This window comes from Amycolatopsis thermoflava N1165, assembly GCF_000473265.1.
Taxonomy (GTDB): domain Bacteria; phylum Actinomycetota; class Actinomycetes; order Mycobacteriales; family Pseudonocardiaceae; genus Amycolatopsis_E; species Amycolatopsis_E thermoflava.
The window spans coordinates 6,024,420-6,044,843 of the sequence record NZ_KI421511.1 but is presented as its reverse complement, the minus strand read 5'-3'; the positions used below and the strand labels follow the sequence as shown (position 1 = coordinate 6,044,843).

The window sequence follows — 20,424 nt, the reverse complement described above, 5'->3', positions numbered from 1 at the left end:
GCCGGGCCCAGGCGCCAGGGCGGGTGCGTTATCACCCGCGCAGGCGAGCGGCGGCCTCCCGGCCGGGCGCGGCGCCTTCGGCGGGCACCGAATCGGGGTCGACCGCGGCCTGCACGACCCGGTCCTCGTCCCCGGCGAGCAGCTCGGCGTCCACCGGCGCGGACCGCTTGACCAGGGCCAGCGCGATCGGCCCCAGCTCGTGGTGCTGGGCGACGCTGCCGACCCGCCCGACGACGCGCTCACCGAGCTTCACCGGGTCCCCGGTCTCCGGGTAGATCTCCGGTGAGCCGTCCAGGTGCAGCAGCACCATCCGGCGCGGCGGGCGGCCGACGTTGAACACCTTCGCCACGGTTTCCTGCCCGCGGTAGCAGCCCTTGGCGACGTGCGCGGCGCTGCCGATCCAGTTCACCTCGTGCGGGATCGTCTTCCCGTCGGTGTCCACGCCCAGCCGCGGCCGCAGCGACTCGACCCGCAACGCGTCGAACGCCCAGGTGCCTGCCGGGCGCGCGCCCGCGTCGGTGATGCGGCGCCACCAGTCGGCCAGCTCGCCGCGCGGCACGGCGAGGTCCACGCTGGACCGTCCGGGCCAGGGCATGCGCCGGGCGAAGCCGCGGCCGACCGGCACGACGGAGTACGGCTCGGCGCCCAGTTCGATGTCCAAAGCGGACAGCACCCGGCCGGCCTCCGGGCCGAGCACGGTGAGGATCGCCAGCTCGTCGCTGACGTCCTTGATCTCGACCTGGGACCAGAACTTCATCGCTTCGAGGTACTCGCGCAGGGTCTGCTTGCCGCCCTTGGGCAGCGCGCTGGTCGCCTCCGGCCCCGGGTCGGTGTCCAGGTACACGGCCTCTCCGACGTGCGCGAGGACCATGTGCGTGTCGACGTGCCCCTGGCTGTCCAGCACCAGCGCCTCGGTGCCGGTGCCCTCGGCCAGCTCGGTGACGTGCTGCGAGATCACCAGGTGCAGCCAGGACAACCGCTCCGTGCCGGTCACCTCCAGCACCTCGCGGTGCGAGCGGTCGACGACGGCGACGCTGCGCGCGGCGGTGCGCTGCTCGGCGAACGGGTCGCCCCAGTGCCAGGGCACGCCCTGCTCGGGGTGGTCGTCCGGCGGCGCGATGGCGCCCGGCGCGGCGAGGAGCGGAGAAACGAGCGGCATACCCCGATGTTAGGTGAGTACGGTGACCGCATGCGCGTACTCGCTTTCCTGAACGGGAACCTGGCCGATCCGGACGAACCGCACATCCGGGTCGAAGACCTCGGCCTGATGCGTGGCGACGGCGTCTTCGAAACGGTCCTGGTAGCCGACAGGAAGGCCCGTGAGTTGCGCCCGCACCTGGACCGGATGGCGCGGTCGGCATCCATGCTGGACCTGCCGGAGCCGGACGACGCGGCGTGGCAGCGGGCCGCGCAGGCCGTGATCGACAACTGGTCCGGCGGCCGGGAGTTCGCACTGAAGCTCGTGTACACCCGCGGCACCGACCCCGAGGGCGAGCCGACGGCCTTCGCGCTCGGGATCGAAATCGACCCGAAGGTGTTGCGCGCCCGCGACGAGGGGGTCGCCGTGGTGACCCTGGAACGCGGCATCGACCCGGGGCTGGCCGAGCGCGCGCCGTGGCTGCTGCTGGGCGCGAAGTCGCTGTCCTACGCGGTCAACATGGCAGCCGTGCGGGAGGCCGCCCGCCGCGGCGCGGACGACGTGATCTTCACCGCCGGCGACCTGACCTCCGTGCTGGAGGGCCCGACGTCGAACGTCATCATCGCGCGTGGCGGCACGCTCTACACCCCGCCGGCCGGCATCGGCATCCTGCCCGGCACCACGCAGGCGGCGGTGTTCCGCGCCGCCGAGCGGGCGGGCTGGTCGACCAAGATCGAGATGATCCGGACGCCCGACCTGCACAGCGCGGACGGGGTGTTCCTCGCGTCCTCGGTGCGGAAGCTGACCCGCGTGCACACCCTGGACCACCAGCCGCTGCGGGACTCCTCGGCGATCCACGCCGAGCTGGCCCAGGCCTACGAAGCCCTCTACGCGTAGGGGCGGAAGCGGATCGTCGTGCCCGGCCGGGCCTGCGCGAGCGCGGGCAGCGCCCGCGGCACGACGACGGCGATCACCGGGTAGCCGCCGGTGGTCGGGTGGTCGGCGAGGAACACCACCGGCAGCCCGTTCGGCGGCACCTGGATCGCGCCGGTGATCACGCCCTCGCTGGGCAGCTCCTCGCCCTCGCGCGCGTCGGTGCGCCGCAGCGCCGGACCGTCCAGGCGCAGGCCGACGCGGTTGGACTCGCTGGTCACCGTCCACGGCGCGGACAGCTGGTGGGCGGCGTTGCCGAACCAGTCGTCGCGCGGGCCAAGGACGACCGGGACGACCAGGTCGGGCGGGTTCGGCGGGGCGGTGACGGTATCGGCGCCGTCCGGGATCCCGGCCGGCGCACCCAGTGGCAGCACGGCGCCCGGCTCCAGTGGCGGTGGGCCGATCTCGGACAGCACGTCGCGCGAGCGGCTGCCCAGCTCGGGTTCGACGTCGATGCCGCCGGAGACGGCGAGGTAGCAGCGCAGGCCGGTGTCCGGGCGCCCGATGCTCAGGGTCTGCCCCGCGGCGAGGTGGACCGGCACGTGCGAGCCTGCCGGGCGGCCGTCGACGGCGACCGCGACCGGCGGGCCGGTGACCGCGACCGTGCAGGACGCGCGGGCCGTCACGGTGAGCCCGCCGAGCAGCGACTCGATCCCGGCCGCGCCCTCCGGGTTGCCGACGAGCCGGTTCGCGAGCCGCAGCGCCGGGACGTCGAGGGCGCCGGACGGCGGCACGCCGAGGTGCGCGTGCCCGGGGCGGCCGAGGTCCTGCACGAGCGCGAGCGGACCGGTCGCGACGACCTCCAGTGCGCGGCTCACCCGATCCTCCGGAACCGCACCCGGTCACCGGGTGCGAGCAGGGCGGGCCGCTCGGCGCGGCTATCGAACAGGACGGCGTCGGTGTGCCCGAGCAGGCGCCACCCGCCGGGCGACGAGCGCGGGTAGACACCGGTGAACTCGCCCGCGATGGCGACCGACCCGGCCGGGACGCGCGTGCGTGGAGTGTCCAAACGCGACTGGCGGAGCGGTTCGGGCAGGCCGGTGAGGTAGCCGAACCCGGGGGCGAACCCGGTGAACGCGACGGTGTAGGTGGCGCCGGTGTGCAGTTCGACGACCTCGGCGGCGGTGATGCCCGCGGTGCGCGCGACCAGGTCGAGGTCCTCGCCGTCGTAGCGGACGTCGATGGTGATCTCCCGCGGCTCGCCGCCGTTCCCGCCGTCCAGGTCTGCTGATTCCACGAACCTGCGGGCTTCGGCGAGCCCCGTGGAGCCCGGGCGCGCGGCGATCAGCACGGTGCGCGCACCCGGCACGACCTCGACGAGGTCGGGCAGGCCCGCGGCGACCACGGCGGCACGGACGGCGCTCATCTCGCCCAGCGACTCGCACTCGACGAGCGCGGCGTCCGGGCCGTAGCGCAGCCAGCGCACGCGGGCTAGCCCACTACGCGCTTGAGGTACAGCGAGACGTGCGGCTGCATGGGCTGGCCGACCATCGCGCGCTCCTCGACGTAGCCGAGGTCGCCGTTGTTGACCAGACCGTAGAGCCGCTGCGCGCCGGTGACCTCCTTGGCGGTGGAGGTGCGCACGACCGCGTCGGTGCCCAGCTCCCAGGACGTCTGGGTGCGCGGCTTGCCGTAGAAGACCTCGATGATGCCGGTGTTGTGGGCCAGCAGCAGTTCGAGCGTGTCGTCGGCCTGCGGGCGCCACCAGCCGACCTCGCGGGCGGCGGCGCGGATCACGTTGCCGTCGTCGTCGAGCAGCCAGGAACGGGCCTCGTGGTAGAGGAACGGGCGACCGTCGTGCGCGATGGTGAGCTGCTGCGCGATCCGCCGGGGGCCCTCGATGGTCGGGTAGTTGACCTCGCCCTCCCCGCGCCACACGCCGACGAGCGGCAGCAGCGCCAGGCAGGCGTCGTTCAGGTTCGCGCCCTCGCGCAGGTTCGCGGTGTCCACCGGGATCGGCAGGTCGTCGAACTGCGGCAGGTTGCGCCCGCGCGTCGACTCGGCCCGCTCGGCGGCGGCTGCGACGGCGTCATCGCCGGATGTCATCGGTCAGCGCTGGTCGGCGTACAGCCGGTAGACGACGTACACGGTGAACCAGAGGATCGCGATGCCGGCGAGCACCAGCAGCGTCGTAAACAGGATCTCCACGTCCAGCAGGATAGCCGCCGGCAGGGGGTTCACTCGCCCCGCACCCGCGTGGTGAGCGCCACGCCCGGCGCCGGGTTCGTCCGGGTACGACGACGGCCACCCCCGCGGCGTGCGCGGGGGTGGCCGTCGAGGCGGGAATCAGCCGACCGAGATCGCGACCTGGTGCAGGCCGGGGCCCTCGGCGGTCACCGAGGCCTCGCCGTTGCCGGAGCGGTGCAGGGCGCGCACCGTCCAGGCGCCGGGCGCGGCGTAGAACCGGAAGTCGCCCTCCGGGGAGGCCTGGACCTCGCCGGCGAAGTCGCCGTCACCGTTCAGCAGGCGCACGTAGGCGCCGCCGACCGGGCCGTCGCCGCCGACGACCTTGCCGGCAACCACGACCTGCCCGTTCGTGTCGATGTCCGCGGGCGTCGCCGTCTGGACCGGCGCGCCGCAACCGTCAGCACTCATCGTCACTTCCCCGTTCCGGTTTCGATCGGCACGCCGACCAGCGAGCCGTACTCGGTCCACGAACCGTCGTAGTTCTTCACGTCCTCGAGCCCGATCAGCTCGTGCAGCGCGAACCAGGTGTGGCTGGAGCGCTCACCGATGCGGCAGTAGGCGATGGTCGCCTTGGACGTGTCCAGGCCCGCCTCGTTGTAGAGCTCGGTGAGCTCCTCGGCGGTCTTGAAGGTGCCGTCCTCGTTCGCGGTCTTGGCCCACGGCACGTTCAGCGCCGTCGGGATGTGGCCGCCGCGCTGCGCCGACTCCTGCGGCAGGTGCGCCGGGGCCAGCAGCTTGCCGGAGAACTCGTCGGGCGAGCGGACGTCGACCAGGTTCTTGGTGCCGATCGCGTCGACGACCTCGTCGCGGAAGGCGCGGATCGAGGTGTCCGGCTCCTTGGCGACGTAGTTGGTGCGCTCGCGCTTGACCTCGTCGGAGGTCAGCTCGCGGCCGTCCAGCTCCCACTTCTTGCGGCCGCCGTCGAGCAGCTTGACCTTGTCGTGGCCGTACAGCTTGAAGTACCAGTACGCGTACGCGGCGAACCAGTTGTTGTTGCCGCCGTACAGGATGACCAGGTCGTCGTTGGAGATGCCCTTCTCCGACAGGAGGGCCTCGAAGCCCGCCTTGTCGACGAAGTCGCGGCGGACCGGGTCCTGCAGCTCGGTCTTCCAGTCGATCTTGACCGCGCCGCGGATGTGGCCGCCGTCGTAGGCGGTGGTGTCCTCGTCCACCTCGGCGAAGACCACGCCGGGGGTGTTCAGGTTCTCCTCGGCCCACTGCGTGGTGACCAGGACGTCTTCACGGCTCATGAGAGCACTACTCGCTTTCTTCTTCTCGTGGGTGGACTGTCAGGAAGCCTGGCTCGGCGCGACGCGCCGGATCAGGAGGTACATCTCGCAGCCGAGGCAGAAGTTGAAGGCCGCGTTGAGGAACGCCGCGAACAGCGCGAACGCCGTCGCGACGATGCCGAGCGCGGTGACCCCGGTGGCGTAGCCGACGGTGCCGACCAGCGCGAACACGAACCCGACCGCCTGGGCGAACCGCAGCGGCGCCGCGTCCTCCCGCTCGGACGTCGGCGCGAGCCGGGGCGCCACGAGGTAGCGGTAGAGCAGCGAGTACGGGGCCGGCTTGAGGCCGATGAACGCGCCGATCGCGAACACGACCGTCTGGACGGCCAGCAGCGGCCACCACCCCGTGATCAGGACCACCGCGAGCACGACGGTCGTGATGACGGCCGCGAAGCGCGGTCCACGGGGGTCTACGGCTGGGCCTGCTGACATGTCACCTCCCTGGCGGGGCGCGCGTGAGCGCGCGTCGGAATGGGTTTTTCCGGCGGGGGGAGAAGCGGGTACGGCTGAGGCGGACCCGCTAGGGCAGACACAGGCTGCTGCGCACGCGGCAGAAGTCGACCGCGCGACGTTGCGTCAGCAGAGTGAGGGGCAGCCTGCACACGAGCGTCAGGCTACCCGGACGTCCCTGAAAGTGGGAGTGGCGTCCACCCAGTGAGAGCATTCCCACGATCCAAGAAAAAAATTCGACCCAGGTCAGCGGTGTGTCGCTCCGCCACATGGGGCCGGGAGGTGCGGCGTGAGGGCCGGGAGGTGCGGCGCGAAGCCGGGAGCAGCGCGGCCGGCGGCAAGTCACTCCGCCACGCCCGTCGGAAGGCTCGACGGCAGTGCAACCAAGAGCCGAGGTCAGCGGCTTGACCCCCGGTCGCGCGGGCCGGAAGTGCGGCGCGAGGGTCACCAACAGCCCGGCCAGCGGGGGGTGGCTCCGCCACGCGCGGCGGGAAGGCGCAGCACCAGGGCCACCAGCAGCCCGGCCAGCGGCAAGCCAACCCCGCCACACCCGCCCGAAGGCGCGGCACGAGGGCACCCTCAACGCAACCAGCGGTAGGTCACTCCGCCACGCGCGGCGGCAGATGCGGCGCGAGGCGCCGCCCACAGCGCGCTCAGCGGCATATCACTCCGCCGCCCGCGCCGGAAGGCGCGGCACGTGGGCTTTCTCAGCGCAGCCGGCGGCGTGTCAGCCGATCACACCCGCCGGAAGGCGCGAGGGCGCACTCAGCCCAGCTCAGCGACGTGTCAATCCGTCACACGGGCCGGGAGGTGCGGCGCGAGGGCCTCGAGCAGCGCGGGAGCCTTCGGCACGCCGCCGACGCGCAGCAGCTCGGTGCCGTCGGATCCGTAGGCGATCGTGGTGGGCGTGCGCAGCACACCCAGCGCCTGCGCGACCTCCGGCTGGTTCGTCACGTCCAGCTCGACGTGGTTCAGGCCGTCGGTGCGCTCGGCCAGCGGGCCGAGCAGGGCGCGGGTGTGCCGGCACGGGGTGCAGAACGTGGTGGAGATCTGCACCAGGGTGACGCTGGCGCCGGTGTCGAGCGCCGCGGCGACCGGCTCGGGCAGCCCGGCCGCGGGCGCCCGGCGAGCCGCCCGGACGCGACCGTTGCGCGCCTTGAGCAGGCCACCCGCGACAGCCGCGACCACCAGCGTGCCGAGCACGACCCACACGCCCGTCATCCGCGCCTCACCCTCCGGTAGAGCTGGTCGCCCCGCTGAACGTCACGTTCTTGGCCTCGCCCTTGATGGTGACCGAACCGCTGTTCACCTGTACCGCCGTCGGGGTGACCTCGAACGGGAGGTTGCCGGTGTCGATCGTGGCCTTGAAGTTCGGCAGCAGGGCCTGCTGCACAGCTTCGGGAACAACGGTCGTCTCCTTGTCATTCCCGTACTGCAGCCGCTTGGGCACGATGTCGATCGCCGTGCCGTGCAGTTCGATCATGGCGAAGCAGAAGATCTCCAGCTGCTGGCCCGCGATCTGCACGTACCCGGAGATGCGGATGCCCGCCCTGGACTTGTCCTGCTCCTCCTCGGTCGTGCCGTCCTGGCCCTGCTGGTCGCCGGAGCCGCTGTCGGTGCCGCTGTCGGCGTCCTGGCCGGTCTCCACGTACTCGATGCTGGACGGCTCGATCCGCAGGTCGTCGACCTTGGTCAGCGGGTCCACCTTGTTGATGTCGCTGGCCTTGATCGTGACCTGGGCCTCCAGGCGGCCGATGTCGATCGCATCGGTGTTGCCGTTGACCAGGTCGGACAGCGGCGCTGTGACGTCGTAGAGGTCGGCCGTCACACCGACGTCCTGCAGGTCCTTGATCGGCACGCCGGACGCGGACAGTGAGATGTGCCCGTAGTCGCCGCCGATCGCCTGCGTGGTGAACGGGAAACCGTGGATCGTCACGGACGGGTCGTCGCTCAGCTTCAGCTGCTCGCGGGCCTTCTGCGACACCGTGTGCTCGGCGTACGCGGCGAGCCCGAAATCGGCCCCGACCAGGAGCGCGAGCAGCACGACGAGACTGATGACGATGCGGCGGGCGCGGCGTCCACGGCGGCGCGATCCCGCTGGTGGCACGGCTCGGTCCTGGGTCGCAGGTCTGCTCACTCTTCGTGTCCGATCTGTCTCGTGTCCGGGTCCTGGACAGCCCGAGGCTACGGGTCAACAGTGTGACGTCAGTGTGACGGTGGCTGCAGAGCAGGTGGTTTCCACCAGTTCACCCGCTAGTCTTGTCCGCTAAGACCAGGGGCGCTCAAAGGCTACGGACTAGCAAGAAGGCGGTGTGGCGATGAGCCTGGACCTGCTCGTACTCACTTCCGAGGCGGAAGCCACCGCAGTCCTGCCAGCTCTCGACCTGCTGCCGCACACGGTACGCGTCCGGGCGCCGGAGGTCACCGCGCTCCTCGACGCGGGCCACCGGGACGTCATCCTGCTGGACGCGCGCACCGATCTCGCGTCCGCCAAGAGCCTCTGCCGGCTGCTGAAGGGCACCGGCGAGGACGAGGGCAGCACGCCGATCATCGCGGTCATCGGCGAGGGCGGTCTGGTCGCGGTCAGCGCCGAGTGGCGCACCGACGACATCCTGCTCCCCACCGCGGGCCCGGCCGAGGTCGACGCCCGGCTGCGGCTGGCGACCACCCGCGACGGCGGCGCCACCCAGGTGGACACCGAGCTGCGGGTCGGCGACCTGGTGATCGACGAGGCGACGTACACCGCGCGGCTGCGCCGCCGCACCCTCGAGCTCACCTACAAGGAGTTCGAGCTGCTCAAGTACCTCGCGCAGCACGCCGGCCGGGTGTTCACCCGTGCCCAGCTGCTGCAGGAGGTCTGGGGCTACGACTTCTTCGGTGGCACCCGCACCGTCGACGTGCACGTCCGGCGCCTGCGCGCCAAGCTCGGCCCCGAGCACGAGCAGATGATCGGCACCGTGCGCAACGTCGGCTACAAGTTCGAGCGCCCGGCCAAGGCAGGCGCCAAGCCCGGCGTGACTTCGCTCAACTTCGACCCGAGCGAGCTGTCCACGGAGTTCTCCACCCCCTGATCAGGGATAGCGTGAATCCGTGCTGACAGTGGTGTGGGTCGACGAACTGGACGAGACGACCACCCGCGAGGTGCGTGAGCTGCTGCTCGCCGCCCGCGAGGTGGACGGGCGACCGGACATCTCCCCCGGCGAGCCGTTGCCGGGCGAGTTCGCGTCCGGTCCGCACCTGCTGGCCCGCGCGGACGGCGTGCTCGCCGGGTACGCCCACCTGGACACCTCCGGGGACGCGTTCGGCCGCCAGGTTGCCGAGCTGATCGTGCGCCCGGACCACCGGCGCCGCGGCGTGGGCACCGAGGTGCTGTCCGCCCTCGTCGACCGCGCCGGCGGCGCGCCGCTGCGCATCTGGGCGCACGGCGACCACCCCGGGGCCGCCGCCCTCGCCGAACGAGCGGGCTTTTCGCGCGCCCGCGAGCTGCTGGTCATGCACACCCCGGTCGACCCGGACTGGCCGGAGCCCCGGCTGCCCGAGGGCGTCTCGCTGCGCACCTTCGTGCCCGGCCAGGACGAGCAGGCGGTCATCGAGGTCAACGCCCGCGCCTTCGACTGGCACCCCGAGCAGGGCAGGCTCACGGTCGACGACCTGCGCGCCGAGGAGTCGGCGGACTGGTTCGACGCGGACGGGTTCTTCCTCGCCGAGGACAGCACGGGCAAGCTGCTCGGCTTCCACTGGACGAAGGTGCACCCGGCCAACCCGCGCCGGTTCGGCGGCCGGGAGACCGGCGAGGTGTACGTCGTCGGCGTCGACCCGGGCGCGCAGGGCGGCGGGCTGGGCAAAGCGCTGACGCTGGCCGGCCTGCGGTACCTCCGCGACCGCGGCCTGTCCCAGGTGATCTTGTACGTGGAAGGCGACAACGCGCCCGCGATAGCCGTTTATTCGCGACTCGGTTTCGCTCGTCACGAGGTCGACGTCCAGTACGAACGGTGATCAGCGTTCCGTTACGTTAACCCTCCGCCAACCTTCCATCACGGAACATGTACCCGCAGGTCACGGGCCGGACACGACGCCCGTTCGGGTGACGTTGTCCCGCTCACATTGGCGGCCTTGTTCACTTTGCGTTCATCTGTATAGAGGGGCGCGTCCACCCGTGCTGCCTAATGTCCGGTTGCGACGAATGGTTATCACTAGCTGGAGGACATGAAGTGAAGATCATGCGGCCGATGGGTGCTCTCGGCATCGCGGCGAGCGCTGCCCTCGTGCTCGCGGCCTGTGGCACCGACCCGGCGTCGACGGGCAACACCCAGCTCTCGGGTGCGGCGACCGCGCCGACCGCGACCGCGAACGTCGAGTGCGGTGGCAAGTCGCCGCTCACCGGCGAGGGCTCGACGGCCCAGAAGACCGCGGTGGACATCTTCGCCCAGCAGTACACCAAGGCTTGCCCCGGCCAGATCGTGAACTACAACGCGACCGGCTCCGGCTCCGGCGTCAAGCAGTTCACCGCGAAGCAGGTCGACTTCGGCGGCTCGGACTCGCCGCTGAAGGCCGGTGACGAGCAGACCAAGGCCAACGAGCGCTGCGCCGGTGGCGAGGCGTGGAACCTGCCGCTGGTCGTCGGCCCGGTCGCCATCGCCTACAAGCTGGACGGCGTCTCCTCGCTCACGCTGAACGGCGAGGTCACGGCCAAGATCTTCAACGGCCAGATCACCAAGTGGAACGACCCGGCCATCGCCGCCCTCAACGCGGGCGTCAACCTGCCGGACAAGCCGATCCAGGTGTTCTCGCGGTCGGACGAGTCGGGCACCACCGACAACTTCCAGACCTACCTCGAGGCCGCCTCGAAGGGCGCCTGGACGCAGGGCACCGGCAAGGCCTTCAAGGGCGGCGTCGGCAACGGCGCCCAGGGCTCCAACGGTGTCGCCTCGGGCATCCGGGCCGCCGACGGCGCCATCGGCTACATCGAGTCGTCCTACGTCAAGGACGGCCTGAGCGCCGCCAAGCTGGACAGCGGCTCCGGCGCCGTCGAGCTGACCCCGGAGAACGTGGCCAAGGCGCTCGACGCCGCGACCTTCCGCACCCCGGGCAGCAACGACCTGGCCATGGACCTCAAGGCCATCTACGCCAGCAACACCCCGGGCGCGTACCCGCTGCTGCTGACCACCTACGAGATCGTCTGCTCGAAGGGCTACGACGCCGACACCGCCAAGGCGATGAAGGCGTTCCTGACCGTGGCTGCCACCACCGCTCAGCAGCCGATCGCCGAGAAGGGTTTCGTGCCGCTCCCGCAGTCCCTGCAGGACAAGGTGCTGACCTCGATCAACGCGATCTCCTGACGATTGATTGACTGCCACCCCAGAACGGGTTGCACTGAGTAACTGATGAGCGAGTCACTCGCGAGGCGGACGCCCACCGGCGACACCGGTGGGCGTCCGCTTGCGTCTAGACCACTCCCGGAGGCCCCCGATTACGGCGCAACCACCGGCCACTGAGCGAACCCCCTCACTGGCCTCACCGAACAAGACCGCGAAGGTGCGGCCGGGTGACCGCATCTTCAAGAACCTGAGCACCGGCGCGGGCATCTTCGTCGTCGCACTCATCGCGCTGATCGGGATCTTCCTGCTGGTGCAGGCGATTCCGGCACTGGGCGCGAACGAGGTCAACTTCCTCACCTCCCGCATCTGGGAGACCGGCGACCCCACCCACCTGCGGTTCGGCATCCTGGACCTGCTGCTGGTCACGATCTACACCTCGCTGGTGGCCCTGATCATCGCGATGCCGATCTCGCTGGGCATCGCGTTGTTCCTGACCCAGTACGCCCCGCGCCGGCTGGCGCGGCCGTTCGCCTACGTGGTCGACCTGCTGGCCGCGGTGCCCTCGATCATCTTCGGTCTGTGGGGCATCCTCGTGCTGGCGCCGAAGATGGCGCCGGTGTCGCAGTGGCTGAACGAGACCCTCGGCTTCATCCCGATCTTCGGCACCGGCAACGTGTTCCCGAACTACTCGGGCACGATCTTCACGGCGGGCGTGGTGCTCGCGGTGATGCTGCTGCCGATCATCACGTCGCTGTCCCGCGAGGTGTTCGAGCGCACGCCGACCGCCCACATCGAGGGCGCGCTCGCGCTCGGCGCCACCCGCTGGGAGGTCATCCGGACGACGGTGCTGCCGTTCGGGAAGGCCGGTTACGTCGGTGCGTCGATGCTCGGCCTCGGCCGCGCCCTCGGCGAGACGATCGCGCTGGCCGTCATCCTGTACATCCCCCGCGGGCACTTCTTCGACTGGAGCGTGTTCGACGGTGGCGCGACGTTCGCGTCGCAGATCGCCGCGAACTACGCGGAGTTCAACAACCCCACGTCGGCCGGCGCCTACATCGCGGCCGGTCTGGTGCTGTTCGTCCTGACCTTCGCGGTGAACTTCGCGGCCCGGACGATCATCGGCGAGCGGAAGGCGGACTGATGACCTCGACACTGTCCGAGACCGAACGGCTGGCGTCGCCGCCGGCGTTCCAGCAGGTCAGCACGGGCCGCAAGGCCAAGAACGCGCTCGCCACGGTGCTGGTGTGGCTGTCGTTCCTGATCGCCGTCGCCCCGCTGGTGTGGGTGCTCTACACGGTGATCGCGAACGGCATCAAGCGCATCCCGTACACCAACTGGTGGAGCCAGGACTTCGGCTCGGTCCTGTCCGACGAGGTCGGCGGTGGTGTCCTGCACGCCATCATCGGCACGCTCGAACAGGGCCTGATGTGCGCGATCATCTCGGTGCCGCTCGGCCTGCTGGTCGCCATCTACCTGGTGGAGTACGGGCGGGACACCCGGCTGGCCAAGGTCACCACGTTCATGGTGGACATCCTCTCCGGTGTCCCCTCGATCGTGGCCGCGCTGTTCATCTACGCGCTGTGGATCACCACGTTCGGCCTGCCGCGCAGCGGCTTCGCCGTGTCGCTGGCCCTGGTGCTGCTGATGATCCCGGTCGTCGTGCGCTCCGCGGAGGAGATGCTGCGGATCGTGCCGGACGACCTGCGCGAGGCGTCCTACGCGCTGGGTGTGCCGAAGTGGAAGACGATCATGAAGATCGTCCTGCCGACGGCCCTGTCCGGCATCATCAGCGGTGTCATGATGGCGCTGGCCCGCGTCATGGGCGAGACCGCGCCGCTGCTGGTGCTGGTCGGTTACTCGGCGTACGTCAACTGGGACCTGTTCGGTGACAACCAGGCGTCGTTGCCGCTGCTGATGAACACCGAGCGGGCCACGAACTCCATGGAACCGGGTAGCGTCGGATTCGACCGGATCTGGGGCGCCGCGCTGACCCTCGTCATCATCATCGCCCTCATCAACCTGATCGCCACGGTGGTCTCCCGCCTGGTCGCCCCGAAGAAGAAGTGAGCGTTCCGCAATGGCCAAGCGAATCGACGTCAAGGACCTCGACATCTACTACGGCAAGTTCCACGCCGTCGACAGCGTCACGCTGTCCGTGCCGCCGCGGAACGTCACGGCCTTCATCGGCCCGTCGGGCTGCGGCAAGTCGACCGTGCTGCGCACGCTGAACCGGATGCACGAGGTCATCCCGGGCGCGCGGGTCGAGGGTGAGGTCCTGCTCGACGGCGAGGACATCTACGCGTCCTCGGTCGACCCGGTGCAGGTCCGCCGCACGATCGGCATGGTGTTCCAGCGGCCCAACCCGTTCCCGACGATGTCCATCCGGGACAACGTGGTGGCCGGGCTGAGGCTGGCGGGCACGAAGAACAAGAAGAAACTCGACGAGATCGCCGAGCGGGCGCTGCGCGGCGCGAACCTGTGGAACGAGGTCAAGGACCGGCTCAACAAGCCGGGCGGCAGCCTCTCCGGCGGTCAGCAGCAGCGGCTCTGCATCGCGCGGGCCATCGCCGTGCGCCCCGACGTCCTGCTGATGGACGAGCCGTGCTCGGCGCTGGACCCGATCTCGACGCTCGCGATCGAGGACCTGATCGCCGAGCTGAAGAAGGACTACACCATCGTGATCGTCACGCACAACATGCAGCAGGCGGCGCGGGTGTCGGACCAGACGGCCTTCTTCAACCTCGCCGGCGTCGGCCAGCCCGGACGGCTCGTCGAGATCAACGACACGGAGAAGATCTTCTCCAACCCGAACGAGAAGGCGACCGAGGACTACATCTCGGGCCGGTTCGGCTGATCGTCGTGCTCGGACGACCCCCTCGGTTGGTGCTGAGGGGGTCGTTCTTCTTTCAGGGCAGCGGGGTCCTGCCCACGGCGGTGCGGTTCTCGACCGCGGGAACGTCTGCCTGATGACCGGCCGCCACGGTTCGTCACCTCGAACGCGGGCTCGATCGCACCGCCGGGCCGGTCGAACATCCGCACCGGAACCGCCGGTCGCGTGGAGCACCTCCTCGTTCCAGCCCGGTTGGGTATAGCCGACCACGACCTCGGCGCCCAGCGCCCTGGCCAGGTCGAGCTTCCGCGATCCACCGGCCGCGCCGACGACCCTTGCGCCCGCGGCTTGGGCGAGTTGCACCAGCAGGCTGCCCGCCCCACCGGCCGCCGCTTCGACCAGCACCCACTCGCCTGCGGCGGTCCCGGCGTTCTCGACCAAGCCAAGCGCCGTGCTGCCGTCGCTGTGGAATGCCGTGGCCTCCGGCAGTACCGGGTCGTCGGGCACCGGGAACAGGTCGACCACCGCGGCCACAGCCCGCTCGGCGAAGCCGCCGGCCTCGCCCGTGCCAGCCAACGGTGCAGCGGCCCGGCCAGGCCTGGTCGACCTGCTCGCCGACCGCGTCCAACCGCCCGGCGACCAGGCTGTCGAGCACGTACGCGACTGGTCGTGCCAGATGTCGGTGCCGCGGCGGATCTGGGTCTCCGCGCGAGGGCAGGTCCGCCACCTCGACCACGACCTGTCCCGTTCCCGGAGCCGGTGGTCCCTTCACTCACCGACTGGTGATCTCCACGTTCGTGGAGGTCCAGCGGGCAGTGAGGCAAATCCGGTGGGAACTGTCGGTGGGTGCCGCTAGCGTCGGGGACGTGGTTCAGGTTTACGTGGAAGGTGTCGGCGGGCGGTTGCCGAAACCGCGGGCGCTCGCGGCGGCCGGGCGGGCGCTCGGCGCCATCCCGCCGCCGCTGCAGGTGCTGATCGGGATCGTCAGCGTGCAGGTGGGCGCGTCGCTCGCCAAGCAGCTCTTCGCGGTCGCCGGGCCGGCCGGGACGGTCGCGCTGCGGTTGTTCTTCGCCGCGGTGGTGCTGCTGCTCGTGTGGCGCCCGGTGCTGCGCATGGGACGGCGGGCGCTGCCGGTGGTCCTCGCCTACGGCCTGGTGCTCGGCACCATGAACCTGACCTTCTACCAGGCGCTGGCGCGCATCCCGCAGGGCATCGCGGTCACCATCGAGTTCCTCGGGCCGCTCGCGGTCGCGCTGGCCGGGTCCCGGCGCTGGCTCGACGTGCTGTGGGCGCTGCTGGCGGCGGGCGGCGTCGTGCTGCTCGCCGAGACGCGGGGCGACCTGTCGATGCTCGGCATCGTGTTCGCGCTCGTCGCCGGCGCGTGCTGGGGGCTGTACATCCTGCTCAGCGCGTCCCTCGGCAAGCGCACCGAGGAGGGCAAGGGGCTTGCGCTGGGCATGGCCGTCGCGGCGGTCGCGGCGATGCCGGCCGGTGTGGTCGAGAGCGGCACGAGCCTGCTGTCGCCGTGGGTGCTGCTGATCGGGCTCGCGGTGGCGCTGCTGTCGTCGGTCGTCCCGTACTCGCTCGAGCTGGAGGCGCTGCGCAAGATCCCGCCGCGCGTGTTCGGCATCCTGATGAGCCTCGAACCGGCCGTCGCGGCGCTGTCCGGGCTCCTGGTGCTCGGGGAGGCGCTGCACCCGCTGCAGTGGCTGGCGATCTGCTGCGTCGTCGCGGCCTCGATCGGGGCGACCCGCTCGGTGCGGGATGCGCCCTGATTGACCTCGGTAGGCTGGTCGCATGACCGTGCTCGACGAAGTCGGCCACTCAGCTGCGCTGCTTCGAGCGCTCCAGCGTGAACTCATGGTCTACAAGTTCGGCATCGACGAGCTGATGACCAAGCTGCGGATCCTGTCCGAGGAGTTCGACTTCGCCAACCAGCACGACCCGATCGAGCACCTGGCGAGCCGCGTCAAGGCACCCGAAGCGATCCTCGACAAGCTCGCCCGCAAGGGCCTGGAGCCCAGCATCGAGGCGATCCGCGAGCACATCGAGGACGTCGCCGGGATCCGCGTGGTGTGCCCGTTCGTGCCGGACGTCTACCTCGTCGCCGACATGCTGGGCCGCCAGGACGACGTCGAGGTCGTGCGGACCAAGGACTACATCGCCGAGCCGAAGCCGAACGGGTACCGCAGCCTGCACCTGATCGTGCGGATCCCGGTGTTCCTGTCCGACCGGGTCGAGCGGGTCAAGGTGGAGATCCAGATGCGCACGGTCGGCATGGACTTCTGGGCCGCCGTCGAGCACAAGCTGTTCTACAAGTACGCCGGCACCGCGCCCGCCGACTTCGCCGACGAGCTGCGCGCCGCCGCGGAAACCGCCGCCGACCTGGACGCGCGGATGACCGCCCTGCACCAGCGGCTGCAGGGCGGCCCGTCCTAGTCCGTCAGATGTCCTCGTCGTGGGCGTAGCCGGGCATCTTGCCGGTCGCCACGAACACCATCCGCTTGCCGACGGACACCGCGTGGTCGGCGAACCGCTCGTAGAACCGGCCGAGCAGGGTGATGTCGACGGCGGCCGCGACCCCATGCTCCCAGTCCTTGTCCATGATCACCGTGAACAGGTGGCGGTGGATCTCGTCGACGCGGTCGTCCTCTTCCTCGAGGGCGCGGGCCGCCTCGACGTCCCGGCTCTTGATAACGTCGGCGACCTGCTCCGCCAGCCGGACGTCCAGCTCGCCCATCTCGGCGAAGTACTTCCGGACCGGCTCGGGCAGCGTGGCCTGCGGGTGGCGGCGGCGCGCCGCCTTGGCGACGTGCAGGGCGAGGTCGCCCATCCGCTCCAGGCTCTCCGCGGCGTGGATCACGGCCAGCACGGTCCGCAGGTCGGTCGCGACCGGGGCCTGCAGCGCCAGCAGGGCGTACGCCTTCTCCTCGTTCTCGGCACGAGCGTCGTCGATCTTCTGGTCGTCGCCGATCACCTGCTCGGCCAGGGACAGGTCCGCTTCGAGCAGTGCCTGGGTCGCCTTCTTCATGGCCGCCGCGGCCTGGAGCGACATGTCCGCCAGGTTCGCGGCCAGGTCTTCGAGTTCGACGTGGTAAGCCTCGCGCATGGGCCACACTCTACGACCCGTTCGGGGCAATCGCCGCATCGCGAAGTGAACCGGGAATGAACCGGCGCTAACGAGTTGTCACGAATCCGAAGAGGTCGAACCGGACGGCTTCGACGAGCTCGTCGGCGGGGTCTGGGTCGCGCTCGCGGCCGCCTTCGCCGCCTCGTATTCGGGGGTGCCGGGCAGGGGGGTGTTGTCGATCAGGGCCTGGAACAGCTCCTTGGACCTGGTCTCCAGGAGCACCTCGTTGCCGCGGGTGTTCGGCTCGCCGACGGTCGGGACGGTGAGGAACTTCAGCTTGCTGGTGTCCAGGCCCTTCATCGACTGGGCCAGCGTGAGCATCTGGTCGACGCCGATGTTGTCGCCGAAGGTGGCGCGGGCGAACGCGGTCACGAAGTTCGTGAGCTGCGTCGGGTCGGTGACGACGCCCTGCGACATCGCCTTCTGCAGCAGCGCGGTGAGGAACTGCTGCTGCCGCTTGATGCGGCCGTAGTCCGAGGTCGGGTCGCCGACCACGTGGCGGGCGCGGACGAAGCTGAGCGCCTGGTCGCCGGAGATCGTCACGTCGCCGGTCTCGGCGATCACCATCCCGAGGGTGGTGTCCCGGATCGGGCTGTCGACGTGCACGGTCACGCCGTGCACCGCGTCGACCATCTCCTTGAACCCGCCGAAGTCGATGCCGACGAAGTGGTTGACGCGCAGACCGGTGAGTTGCTGGACCCACTTGGTGAGGCACTTGGGCCCGCCGACCGCGTACGCGGTGTTCAGCTTGACCTTGGTGGCCGCGGAGACGATCTCGCTGGTGTAGGTGCCCGCGGCCGCGTCGTAGCGCTCGCAGGCGGGCCGGGAGATCTCCAGGTCACGGGGGAAGGACACGATCACCGCGCGCTTCCGGTCGGCCGGGACGTGCGCCAGCATGATGGTGTCCGAGCGGGCGCCGCCGACGGTGTCGGCGTCGCCGACGTTCTCCTCGGCGGTGGCGCCGGCGCGGGTGTCGGAGCCGACGATGAGGAAGTTCTCGTCACCGGTCTGGCCTGCCGCGTTCTGGATGTCCGAGGAGTTCTCGTCGAGTGCGGCGATCTGGTTGAACTTGCTGTTGAACCAGGTCTTGGTGCCCCACAGCGCGCCGGTGGCGAGGAAGATCAGCCCGGCGAGCACCGCGCAGGCGATGCGGGTGATGCGGATCGACCGGTCGCTGCGGCGTTGTTTCTTTTCCTGCAGGCGGGTCTGCGGCGCCGCCTTCTCGTCGGCCCCGTCGGACTTCACCGGCGCGACGACGCGCTGCAGCCGGGTGCGGGTCTGCTCGATGAGCGCGACCGGACGCGCGATGAAGCGCTCGCGGCGCTCCTGGCGCTTGGCCTCCTCGGCGGCGAGCTCCTCGTGGGCAGCCGCGAAGCGGGCCAGGGTGTTGTCGATCTTGCGGCGGACCTTGGTGTGATCGCCGACGGGCTCCAGCTCGTCGGTCATCGTCAGCCGGTCCGCGGGGCTCACCGAACGCCCCCGCCCAGGGCGACGCGGACCGCCGGGACGCTCGACCGGGTCGCGGAGCTGGGTGGCGTCGGGTTGCGCGTCGTCCGCCGGCGTCTCCCGGCGGTTGGCGGGGGGAGGCGTGGGACTGGGGCGGGGCGCCTCGGCTTTGCTGGGCTGCGGCGCGCTCGGCCGGGGCGGGGCGTCGGCACGCGCCGAGGGCTGCGGCGCTTCGGCGAAACCGCTGGGGTGCCGGGCGTCGGCGCGCTCGGGCTGGGGCGCGCGGCGAGCAGGCACCGCCGCGCCGTTCGGCCCCGGCGCTTCCACGAAACCGCTCGGATGCACCGGAGCAGCAGCACCGCCGGAAGGCGTCGGAACGCTCGGTCGGCGCGGGGCGTCCGCACGACCGGAAGGCTGCGGCGCCTCCGCGAAACCGCTCGGATGCCGGGGGGCGTCCACACGGCCAGAGGGCTGCACCTCGGCGAAACCACTCGGGTGCCGCGCGTCGGCACGCTCGGGCTGGGGCGCACGGCGAGCAGGGGCCGCCGCGCCGTTCGGGGCCTGCACGAAGCCACTCGGGTGGGCCGGGACGTCGGCGCGGCCGGATGGCTGCGGCGCGCTCGGGCGGCGCGGGGCATCGGCACGACCGGACGGCTGCACCTCGGCAAAACCGCTCGGGTGCTGCGCCTCGGCGCGGTCGGGCGCGCGGCGGACAGGAGCCACCGCGCCGTTTGGCTTCGGGGCCTCCGCGAAGCCGCTCGGGTGGCGTGGCGCTTCCGCGGGGGTCTGGGGTGCTTCCAGGAAGCTGCTCGGGTGGCGGGCCTCGGCGCGGCTCGGTGGCTGCGGGGCGCCTGCGGCGCCGTTCCGGTGGGCCGGTTCCGCGGGACGGCTCGGCGCCGCCGCGCGGTTCGAGGGCTGCGCCTCGGCGAAACCGTTCGCGTGGCGGCCTGGCGCGGCAGCCCTGCCCGATGGCTCGGGAGCGTCCGCGACACCACTCGCGTGCCGGGCGTCGGCGCGGGGCGGGGACTTCGTGAAGCCGCTGGGGTGCGCGGCACCATTCGATGGCTCCGGCCCCTCAGCGAAACCACCCGCATGGCGGCCCGGCGCGGCAGCCCTGCCCGATGGCTCCGGCCCCTCGGCGAAACCACCCGCGTGCCGGGCATCGGCGCGAGGCGGGGACTTCGTGAAGCCGCTCGGGTGCGCGGCACCGTTCGACGGCTCCGGCCCCTCCGCGAAACCACCCGCGTGGCGGCCCGGCGCGGCAGCCCTGCCCGATGGCTCCGGCCCTTCGGCGAAACCACCCGCGTGCCGGGCGTCGGCGCGGGGCGGGGACTTCGTGAAGCCGCTCGGGTGCGCGGCACCGTTCGACGGCTCCGGCCCCTCCGCGAAACCGCCGGTGTGGCGGCCCGGCGCGGCAGCCCTGCCCGACGGCTCGGGCGCCTCCGCGGCACCGGGTGGCGGCTTCGGGGTGAAGCCGCTCGGGTGGTTCGGGGTCTCGGGCGAAGGCTCACCGGCCGGGGCGCCCCGGCGTGGGGGTACTGCCCGGCGGGGCTGCTGCGTGGGTGGCAGCGGCGCGCCAGCCGAGCGGCCGGTTGCCGGGGAGCGGCGCTGCGGTGGGGGCTCCGGCGCGCGCGGCTCCGGGCGGGCCGGGGGCGCGCTCCGGCGCGCCACCGCCGGCGCCTGGTCCGCGGGCGCGGTGTGCG

At 71.3% G+C, this 20,424-nt stretch carries 20 protein-coding genes and 1 pseudogene; 9 read left to right on the top strand and 12 right to left on the bottom strand.

From position 1 onward, the window contains the following. Nucleotides 1–31: 31 nt before the first annotated feature. Nucleotides 32–1,159 carry a CAF17-like 4Fe-4S cluster assembly/insertion protein YgfZ gene (gene ygfZ / locus AMYTH_RS0129775; RefSeq protein WP_027933316.1) on the bottom strand — a complete coding sequence of 376 codons (1,128 nt, stop codon included), beginning with the start codon at nt 1,157–1,159 and terminating at the stop codon, nt 32–34. Between the two features lie 30 nt (nt 1,160–1,189). On the opposite strand from ygfZ, the gene AMYTH_RS0129770 reads away from it, so the two are divergent. Then, a complete protein-coding gene (locus tag AMYTH_RS0129770) occupies nt 1,190–2,035 on the top strand; it encodes an aminodeoxychorismate lyase (protein ID WP_027933315.1) in 846 nt (281 codons plus the stop codon). On the opposite strand, the gene AMYTH_RS0129765 is transcribed toward AMYTH_RS0129770, so the two are convergent. From AMYTH_RS0129765 to AMYTH_RS0129725, 8 genes are all read right to left on the bottom strand, one after another. Continuing rightward, the gene (locus AMYTH_RS0129765; RefSeq protein ID WP_027933314.1) at nt 2,026–2,889 is read right to left on the bottom strand and encodes a 5-oxoprolinase subunit C family protein; all 864 of its coding nucleotides are present in this window, start codon (nt 2,887–2,889) and stop codon (nt 2,026–2,028) included. The genes AMYTH_RS0129770 and AMYTH_RS0129765 overlap by 10 nt on opposite strands. Further along, complete coding sequence (locus AMYTH_RS0129760) at nt 2,886–3,497, bottom strand: 5-oxoprolinase subunit B family protein (RefSeq protein ID WP_027933313.1); 612 nt, start codon at nt 3,495–3,497, stop codon at nt 2,886–2,888. Before AMYTH_RS0129760 ends, AMYTH_RS0129765 begins: the two co-directional genes overlap by 4 nt. Nucleotides 3,498–3,502: 5 nt before the next feature. Further along, nucleotides 3,503–4,117: a heme-binding beta-barrel domain-containing protein gene (locus AMYTH_RS0129755; protein ID WP_027933312.1), complete on the bottom strand. Its 615-nt coding sequence runs from the start codon at nt 4,115–4,117 to the stop codon at nt 3,503–3,505. A gap of 240 nt (nt 4,118–4,357) precedes the next feature. Further along, entirely contained in the window at nt 4,358–4,666 is a 309-nt protein-coding gene (locus tag AMYTH_RS0129745; protein ID WP_026153631.1) for a DUF1416 domain-containing protein, read from the bottom strand. A gap of 2 nt (nt 4,667–4,668) precedes the next feature. Then, a complete protein-coding gene (locus AMYTH_RS0129740; RefSeq protein WP_027933311.1) occupies nt 4,669–5,508 on the bottom strand; it encodes a sulfurtransferase in 840 nt (279 codons plus the stop codon). Nucleotides 5,509–5,547: 39 nt separating this feature from the next. Further along, nucleotides 5,548–5,979: a DUF4395 domain-containing protein gene (locus AMYTH_RS0129735; protein WP_026153632.1), complete on the bottom strand. Its 432-nt coding sequence runs from the start codon at nt 5,977–5,979 to the stop codon at nt 5,548–5,550. An 804-nt stretch (nt 5,980–6,783) separates the two neighbouring features. Next, nucleotides 6,784–7,218 (bottom strand): TlpA family protein disulfide reductase, encoded by a 435-nt coding sequence (locus tag AMYTH_RS0129730; RefSeq protein WP_027933310.1) that lies wholly within the window; start codon nt 7,216–7,218, stop codon nt 6,784–6,786. Between the two features lie 7 nt (nt 7,219–7,225). After that, a complete protein-coding gene (locus tag AMYTH_RS0129725; protein WP_167344620.1) occupies nt 7,226–8,104 on the bottom strand; it encodes an LmeA family phospholipid-binding protein in 879 nt (292 codons plus the stop codon). Nucleotides 8,105–8,315: 211 nt separating this feature from the next. On the opposite strand from AMYTH_RS0129725, the gene AMYTH_RS0129720 reads away from it, so the two are divergent. The 6 genes from AMYTH_RS0129720 to pstB all read left to right on the top strand — a co-directional run bounded on the left by AMYTH_RS0129720 (nt 8,316) and on the right by pstB (nt 14,169). Further along, complete coding sequence (locus AMYTH_RS0129720; protein WP_017985788.1) at nt 8,316–9,068, top strand: winged helix-turn-helix transcriptional regulator; 753 nt, start codon at nt 8,316–8,318, stop codon at nt 9,066–9,068. Between the two features lie 19 nt (nt 9,069–9,087). Beyond that, the gene (gene mshD, locus AMYTH_RS0129715) at nt 9,088–9,993 is read left to right on the top strand and encodes a mycothiol synthase (RefSeq protein WP_027933308.1); all 906 of its coding nucleotides are present in this window, start codon (nt 9,088–9,090) and stop codon (nt 9,991–9,993) included. 215 nt (nt 9,994–10,208) lie between these two features. Then, a complete protein-coding gene (gene pstS / locus AMYTH_RS0129710) occupies nt 10,209–11,336 on the top strand; it encodes a phosphate ABC transporter substrate-binding protein PstS (protein ID WP_027933307.1) in 1,128 nt (375 codons plus the stop codon). Between the two features lie 196 nt (nt 11,337–11,532). Beyond that, nucleotides 11,533–12,456 carry a phosphate ABC transporter permease subunit PstC gene (gene pstC, locus AMYTH_RS0129705; protein WP_017985791.1) on the top strand — a complete coding sequence of 308 codons (924 nt, stop codon included), beginning with the start codon at nt 11,533–11,535 and terminating at the stop codon, nt 12,454–12,456. Continuing rightward, nucleotides 12,456–13,382: a phosphate ABC transporter permease PstA gene (gene pstA, locus AMYTH_RS0129700; RefSeq protein WP_027933306.1), complete on the top strand. Its 927-nt coding sequence runs from the start codon at nt 12,456–12,458 to the stop codon at nt 13,380–13,382. Before pstC ends, pstA begins: the two co-directional genes overlap by 1 nt. 10 nt (nt 13,383–13,392) lie before the next feature. Beyond that, nucleotides 13,393–14,169, top strand: coding sequence for a phosphate ABC transporter ATP-binding protein PstB (pstB, locus tag AMYTH_RS0129695; protein ID WP_027933305.1), 777 nt, complete (start codon nt 13,393–13,395; stop codon nt 14,167–14,169). Nucleotides 14,170–14,403: 234 nt separating this feature from the next. Here the strand turns inward: pstB and AMYTH_RS50960 are convergent. Continuing rightward, nucleotides 14,404–14,508 (bottom strand): annotated as a pseudogene (locus AMYTH_RS50960) (zinc-binding dehydrogenase); the annotation flags it as partial. A 518-nt stretch (nt 14,509–15,026) separates the two neighbouring features. On the opposite strand from AMYTH_RS50960, the gene AMYTH_RS0129690 reads away from it, so the two are divergent. After that, nucleotides 15,027–15,920, top strand: a complete 894-nt coding sequence (locus AMYTH_RS0129690) for an EamA family transporter (RefSeq protein ID WP_017985794.1) — start codon at nt 15,027–15,029, stop codon at nt 15,918–15,920. Between the two features lie 22 nt (nt 15,921–15,942). Continuing rightward, nucleotides 15,943–16,584: a GTP pyrophosphokinase gene (locus AMYTH_RS0129685; RefSeq protein WP_027933304.1), complete on the top strand. Its 642-nt coding sequence runs from the start codon at nt 15,943–15,945 to the stop codon at nt 16,582–16,584. Between the two features lie 4 nt (nt 16,585–16,588). Here the strand turns inward: AMYTH_RS0129685 and phoU are convergent, their stop codons facing one another. Together phoU and AMYTH_RS0129675 are read right to left on the bottom strand one after the other, a co-directional pair. Then, nucleotides 16,589–17,254: a phosphate signaling complex protein PhoU gene (gene phoU, locus AMYTH_RS0129680; protein ID WP_027933303.1), complete on the bottom strand. Its 666-nt coding sequence runs from the start codon at nt 17,252–17,254 to the stop codon at nt 16,589–16,591. Nucleotides 17,255–17,332: 78 nt separating this feature from the next. Then, nucleotides 17,333–18,721 (bottom strand): LCP family protein, encoded by a 1,389-nt coding sequence (locus tag AMYTH_RS0129675; protein WP_027933302.1) that lies wholly within the window; start codon nt 18,719–18,721, stop codon nt 17,333–17,335. Nucleotides 18,722–20,424 lie beyond the last annotated feature (1,703 nt).